Annotated in this window: 5 protein-coding genes; 3 read left to right on the top strand and 2 right to left on the bottom strand. The window is 73.4% G+C overall.

What is annotated here, in order from left to right; all coding sequences use genetic code 11:
- Window positions 1-189: 189 nt before the first annotated feature.
- The gene (locus tag ACWCSD_RS45000; protein ID WP_397158313.1) at window positions 190-1,317 is read right to left on the bottom strand and encodes an esterase-like activity of phytase family protein; all 1,128 of its coding nucleotides are present in this window, start codon (window positions 1,315-1,317) and stop codon (window positions 190-192) included.
- Between the two features lie 205 nt (window positions 1,318-1,522).
- Between ACWCSD_RS45000 and ACWCSD_RS44995 the strand changes: the two genes are divergently transcribed.
- Window positions 1,523-3,385 carry an ABC transporter ATP-binding protein gene (locus ACWCSD_RS44995; RefSeq protein WP_449924602.1) on the top strand — a complete coding sequence of 621 codons (1,863 nt, stop codon included), beginning with the start codon at window positions 1,523-1,525 and terminating at the stop codon, window positions 3,383-3,385.
- A gap of 38 nt (window positions 3,386-3,423) precedes the next feature.
- On the opposite strand, the gene ACWCSD_RS44990 is transcribed toward ACWCSD_RS44995, so the two are convergent.
- Window positions 3,424-3,966 (bottom strand): GtrA family protein, encoded by a 543-nt coding sequence (locus ACWCSD_RS44990; protein WP_358302626.1) that lies wholly within the window; start codon window positions 3,964-3,966, stop codon window positions 3,424-3,426.
- A gap of 371 nt (window positions 3,967-4,337) precedes the next feature.
- On the opposite strand from ACWCSD_RS44990, the gene ACWCSD_RS44985 reads away from it, so the two are divergent.
- Both ACWCSD_RS44985 and ACWCSD_RS44980 read left to right on the top strand, forming a co-directional pair.
- The gene (locus ACWCSD_RS44985; RefSeq protein ID WP_397158318.1) at window positions 4,338-5,351 is read left to right on the top strand and encodes an ABC transporter substrate-binding protein; all 1,014 of its coding nucleotides are present in this window, start codon (window positions 4,338-4,340) and stop codon (window positions 5,349-5,351) included.
- Window positions 5,348-6,388, top strand: a complete 1,041-nt coding sequence (locus ACWCSD_RS44980) for a methyltransferase (RefSeq protein ID WP_397158320.1) — start codon at window positions 5,348-5,350, stop codon at window positions 6,386-6,388. Before ACWCSD_RS44985 ends, ACWCSD_RS44980 begins: the two co-directional genes overlap by 4 nt.
- The last annotated feature ends 59 nt before the right edge of the window (window positions 6,389-6,447 follow it).

Here is a 6,447-nt window from a genome sequence, read left to right as displayed (position 1 = left end):
GTCATGGCTGTCGAGCGTAGCCATGATGCTTTCCCGGGAAAATATTCCAATTCATATATATCCGCCACCCTCGGTCCGGCCCGGCCCCCGCGCGGGGGGCGGGCCGGCGGCGAGGCGGGGCCGCCCACGCGGTGTCGGTCCGGCGGCCGGGCGGGCCTTCCCACGCGGTCCCGGGCCGGTGGCGGGGCGTCAGGGGCAGCCCGTGGCGGCGAAGGCCGTGAACTGGCTGACCTCGTTCCTGCTGAAGTTGTCGTCCGAGCCGATCACCAGCGTGCACTCCCCGCTGGCCAGCCGCGGCCCCCACGACATGGCCTCCAGGTTCTGCACCGGCGGCCGGAAGTCGCCCAGGTCGTAGACCAGCCGCTTGCTCACCGGCCGGTACCCCGCGCTCAGGTCGTCCTGGCTCAGCACGTTGGTCGCGCCCGTCAGGTCGATCTCGTACAGCTTGACCTTGTAGTCGACGCCCTCGATCCAGGAGCGTTCCAGGGCCAGGTAGCGGTGGTCGTCGATGGGCAGGATCTCCGAGACCCCGCTGTCGGACTCCCCGGTGGGCGGCACCGGCGCGGCCGGGAGCGCGTCGAGCGGGTAGACGAACTGGCCGCGCGGGACGCCCCGCCGGTCCCACACGGTGAGCCGGGCGGGCGCGCCGTGCTGCACCGTGGACGGCTCGCCGTCCTCGTACCGCGGCCCCTCGGTCATCGCCGTGATCCGGCGGGCGGTGACCGCCAGGCCCTCGAAACCGGCGTTGCGCCGCGGGCCGTGCTCGGTGGTGGTCAGGCGCAGGTTGCCCGGCAGGCGCAGGTCCCCCTGGTGCCGGCCCTGGAGGTCGGCGGCGCGCACGCCGGAGGCGGCCAGCGGCAGGTCGGGGTGGCCGGCGTCGGGGCGGTCGCCCTCGTCGCCCCACAGCAGGCGACCGGACCAGCGGTCGTACCTGATGGACTCGGGGTCGGCCGAGCCGGGCTTGCCGTAGCCGGGGTAGGGGGTGCCGTCCTGCCTGGTCAGCGTGGTGACCCCGGTCAGGCTGATGCCGGTGAACGCGCCCGAGTCCCGGTCGATGTCCAGGCGGGCGGTGTAGAAGCGGGCCGGACCGTAGCGCCAGCGGTCGTCGGAGATCAGGTACCAGGCGCCGGTGCGCGGGTCGCGGTCGATGCCCGACACCCCGCCGACGGTGGTGCCGTCGAACTGCATCAGGTACGGCAGCCGCTGCTCCCCGAGATACCGGGTGATGCGGACCTCCTCCCGCGGGGCCGCCCAGGCGGGCTGGGTGACGCTCATGGCGACCGCGCACGCGACCGCGAACCCTGTGATTCTTCGCATTCCGTCCCCTGTGTCGTTCTGGTTACGTGGAGTGACCGGGGGACATGAAATCGTGCCCGCGCCCGCGGGGCGACCGGGACACGCCGCCGCCCGCGCGTCTTTGCCTGGCGGGCCGTGGACAGGCCGGTGGCGCACGGGCCATCGTCCTGTCACTCCGGAGCGCGAGGCGGCGGAAACCGTCGGTGCCCGCCCGCACACTCAGCGCATGCCCGATGAGCCTCTGGAACTCGGTGAGATCACCGTCTCCGACTGGTACGCCCACAACGACAAGATGGCCGAGGTCGGCTTCCTGACCATCGCCAGGCGCCTGCCCTCGCTCGTGACGCAGGCGATGAGCATGTCCTGGCGGGCCGGCCCCCGCGACACCGTGGCCACCATCGCGCTCAACCTCCTCGGCGGCGTCTTCACCGCCTTCGGCCTGCTGGCCACCACCGGCGTGCTGAGCGCCCTGTTCAGCGAGGGCCCGACCCCCGGCCGCGTGCTGGCCGCCCTGCCCAGCCTCGTCCTGGTGGGCGTGGCCGCCGTGCTGCGCACGGTGGTGCAGGCCGGCGCGGGCTGGGCGCAGTCACGCCTGACCCCGCAGATCTCCCGCCACACCGAGGAACGCCTCTACAGCCTGACCAGCCAGGTGGAGCTGGTCGCCTACGACGACCCGGAGTTCCACGACAGCCTCGAACGCGCCAACATGCGCGGCGTCAGCGTGGCCGGCGCGGTGGTCAGCTCGGCCATCAACGTCGTCACCGCGGCCGTCGGCATCGCGGCGGCGGCCGGCGTGCTGGGCGTGCTCCATCCGGTGCTGCTGCCGCTGCTGCTGCTGGCCGTGCTGCCCGACGCGTGGGCCACCGTGCGCGGCGCCCGTATGCGCTACTCGACGATGTACTCCCTCATCCCCGCCCGCCGCCGCAAGTGGATCATCGCCGAGCTGCTGGCCGACCGCGAGCCCGCCGCCGAGGTGCGTTCGTTCACCATGCGCGGCTTCCTGCTGCGCATGTACGACGCCGTCGCCAGGGCCGAGCAGGACGTGCTGCTCACCCTGGCCAGACGCCAGACCCTGGCCGGCCTGGTCGGCGAGGCCCTGGGCGGCCTCGGCACCGCCCTGGTCTACGTCGCGCTGGGCGTGCTGCTGGCCGTGGCGGCGATCCCGCTCGCGGTCGCGGGCACCGCGGTGCTGGCCATCAGGACCGGCCAGTCCTCGCTGGCCAACCTCCTGTACGCCACCAACCGCCTCTACGAGGACGGCCTCTACTTCACCGACTTCCTCCAGTTCTGCGCCGACGCCGAGCGCCGCGTGCCCACGGCCCGTTCGGCGGCCGTGCCCGAGGGGTTCGAGCGCATCGTGGCCGACGACGTGACGTTCACCTACCCGGGCGCCGACCAGCCGGCGCTGCGCGGGGTGACGGTCGAGATCAAGCGCGGCGAGGTCATCGCGTTCGTGGGCGAGAACGGCTCCGGCAAGACCACCCTGGCCAAGATCCTTTCCGGCCTGTACGAGCCCGACACCGGCACCGTCTCCTGGGACGACGTCGACCTGGCCGACGTGCCCCCCGACGACCTGCGCCTGCGCACGGCCGTCATCGCCCAGGACCACACCCGCTGGCCGCTCACCGCCCGCTACAACATCACCATGGGCGCCGACAAGGGCGAGCCCGCCCTGGTCGCGGCGGCCTCGGTCGCGGGGGCCGACGAGGTGGTCGCGGGCCTGCCCCTCGGCTACCGCACGCTGCTCGACCGCCGCTTCAAGGACGGCTGCGAGCTGTCCGGCGGCCAGTGGCAGCGCATCGCGGTGGCCCGGGGGTTCTACCGCGACGCCGACCTGCTCATCTGCGACGAGCCCACGGCGGCCCTCGACGCCCGCGCCGAGCACGCCCTGTTCGAGCGCATCCGCGACCACTCCGAGGGCCGCACGGTGCTGCTCATCACCCACCGCCTGGCCAGCGTGCGCTACGCCGACCGGATCTACGTCCTCGACCACGGCAAGGTCACCGAGCAGGGCGACCATCAGACGCTGATGGCGCTCAACGGCCTCTACGCCGACCTCTACACCCTCCAGGCCGCCGCCTACCGCTGACCCTGCCTACCGCTGCCCCTGCCTACCGCTGCCCCTGCCTACCGCTGACCCTGCCGGACGCCGGACCTGCGGGGCTTGCGCTTGGCCACCGGCAGGGTGCGCCGTCCGTGGTACCGGGGCAGGGCAGCCGGCCGCACGCCGACGGGGTGGGTCTTCTCGTCGGGGAAGACCCACTTCCGCAGCGCCCAGAAGCGGAAGACCATGGCGATCACCGTGCCGACGAGCTGCGCGCTCACGAAGTCGGCGATCTCCTGGGCCGCCAGGCCCACGTCGGGGGCCTCCAGGCGGAACACGTAACGGGAGACCCACAGCGGCGCCGAGCTGAGCACCAGGCCGATGCCGCTGACCAGGAAGAACAGCCCCGCCTCGTGGCGGCGCTCGCGACCGCCCCTGAGCCGGAAGGACCACTCGCGGTTGAGCACGTAGGACACGATCGTCGCCACGAGCACCGCGATGATCTTCGCGGTCACCGGCTTCGGTTGCAGGACGGTCAGCTTCAGCCCGTAGAACACCGCGTTGTCCACCACGAACGTCGCTCCGCCGACCACCGCGAACTTCAGCAGTTCACGGTGCCTCAGCACGAGCGCCTGCAGCGGCGCCGGTAACCTCGCGAGTACTGCTTCTGCGATTCGGAGCACTCTCGATCTTCTCATCCGTCCGGACCGCGAAGGACGACGCTCACCCCGTCGCGGCCCCCGTCCGGCGCAGCAGCCCGGCCGGCACGGCCTCGGCCAGCGCCTTGTACCCCCGCGTTGCCCCCGAAGGGGGGTGAGGATGGCGCCGTGCACCAGGAGGGCAACAGCCGGGCGCGCATCTGACACGGCGGCCATCCCGTTCTGACCGGGCGTTGCAAGGCGGGCCTCCCGATGGTGCACTCAAGGGCGTTGGTTCCGACCTGTGTCCGGGCCGCCAGCGGGAGCGAGGGCCGGCGGCGGACCTCGAAGGGAGAACCGTGCGACGATCACGTCCCCTACTGCTGTTCCTGCTCGCCGCCCTGCTCGCCGTCCTGCTCGCGGCCTGCGGCGGGGCCGCGCCCGGCGGTCCGCGGCCGACCGGTTCCGGAGCGCCGCTGGAGAAGATCCGGATCGGCGTCATCCCGATCCCCGACAGCGCGCTGGTCTACCTCGCCCGCGACCGCGGCTACTTCGCGGCCGAGGGGTTGTCGGCCGAGCCGGTGACCGTGCAGGGCGGCGGCCCGGCGATCGACCGGATGAAGGGCGGCGCCCTGGAGTTCGGGCTGGTCAACTACGTGACGGCGTTCCTGCAGCAGCGGCGCGAGCCGGGGCGGCTGAAGCTGGTCGCCGACGCCTACCACGCCGCGCCGGGCGCGTTCCAGCTCTTCGTGGCCCCCGGCAGCCCGATCAGAAGCCCGCGCGACCTGCGGCGCACCGGCGGCGCGAAGAAGAGCGTCGCGGTGGCGACGCTGCGCTCGGTCGGCACGCTGAGCGCCGAGACCGTGCTCGCCGCGGCCGGGGTCTCCGCCGACGACGTCGCGTTCAAGGAGATCCCCCTGCCCGACATGCCGGCCGCGCTGGCCGCGCACGCGGTGGACGTGGCGTGGATGACCGAGCCGTTCATCACCGCCTACCGCCGGCAGGGCGGCCGGTCGCTGGGCGACGCCATGGCGAACGTCCCCGCCGGGTGGCCGATCGCGGGGTGGGCCACGACCGCCTCGTACGCGGCCGCGCATCCCCGGGCGGTCGCCGGGTTCCAGCGGGCCATGGCCCACGCCCAGCTCGACGCCCGGGACCGGAACCTGGTCACCGGGGTGCTGGGCACGTACACGAAGATCCCGCGCGAGGTGCTGCCGACCATCACGCTCGGCACGTTCCCCGCCGCGCTGGAACCCGCAGAGCTGCAGTCGGTGGTGGACACCATGGTGAGGTTCGGTTACCTGCCCGCGCCGCTGCGGGCCGAAGAGATGATCGTCCGGCCGGCCTGGGAGTCGGGGAAGGGGAACCCATGAGCGAGACGCCGGAGCGGGCGCGGGTGCTGCGCCTGATCGACGACTTCATCCTGTACGCCGCCGTCCGGGCCGCGCTGCGGCTGTCGGTGTTCGACCTGCTGGCCGCCGGGCCGTGCGCCGTGCACGAGCTGGCCGACGAGATCTCCGCGGGCGGCGCCGGCCGTCCCGACGAGATGCTGCTCGGCCGCCTGCTGCGCGCGCTGGAGCACCTGCGGCTGGTCGAGCGGGACGCCCGCGGCCGCTACCTGCTCACCGGCGAGGGCGACCTGCTCACCAGCGGCCGGGACGACTCGCTGGCCCCCGCCGCGCTGATGTGGGGCGAGGAGCTGTGGCGCGACTCGGCCGACCTGCTGCACCGGACGATCACCAGGGGCGCGCCCGCCGCGCTGGAGCTGCACCAGGTGGACTCCCCCTACGCCTGGCTGGGGGCCCGGCCCGCGGCCGGCGCGCTGTTCAACGAGTTCATGGCCACCCGCAGCGTCACCGTGGCCCGCGCGCTCGCCGAGCAGGACGTGACCGGCGTGGACGTGGTCGCCGACATCGGCGGCGGCACCGGCATCGTCCTGGCCACGATCCTGGCGGCCCATCCGCGGCTGCGCGGCGTGCTGTTCGAGCTGCCCGAGGTGGCCGCCCAGGCCCGCCGTCACCTGGACGGGCGGGCGGGCATCACGGTGGCCGAGGGCGACATGTTCACCGACCCGCTGCCCCGGGCGGCTCTGTACCTGCTGGGCAACATCCTGCACAACTACCCCGACGAGCAGGCCGCCAAGCTGCTGGCGCGGCTCGCGTCCCTGATGGACGGCCGCGCCGAGCTGTGGATCGTGGACGCCGTCCTCGACGACGACCCGCACCGCTCGCCGACGTCGGCGGTCGCGCTGGACATGAAGATGCTCACGCTGTTCAGCGGCGGCCAGGAACGCACGCTGACCCAGGTCGAGAGCCTGCTGGGGGCCGCGGGGCTGCACGTCGCCCGCACCGAGCCGCTGCCCCACGGGCTGCACCTGGTGGTGGCCAGGCAGCGCCCGGCTCCGGCGTGAGGCCCCGGCCGCCGCGCTCCCCGACGACGTCGAAGTAGTCCCAGATCGACGTCCAGAAC

This window comes from Nonomuraea sp. NPDC001684 (genome assembly GCF_053596515.1).
Note: the sequence above shows the minus strand (reverse complement) of the source record. Positions and strands in the feature narration are given on the sequence as shown.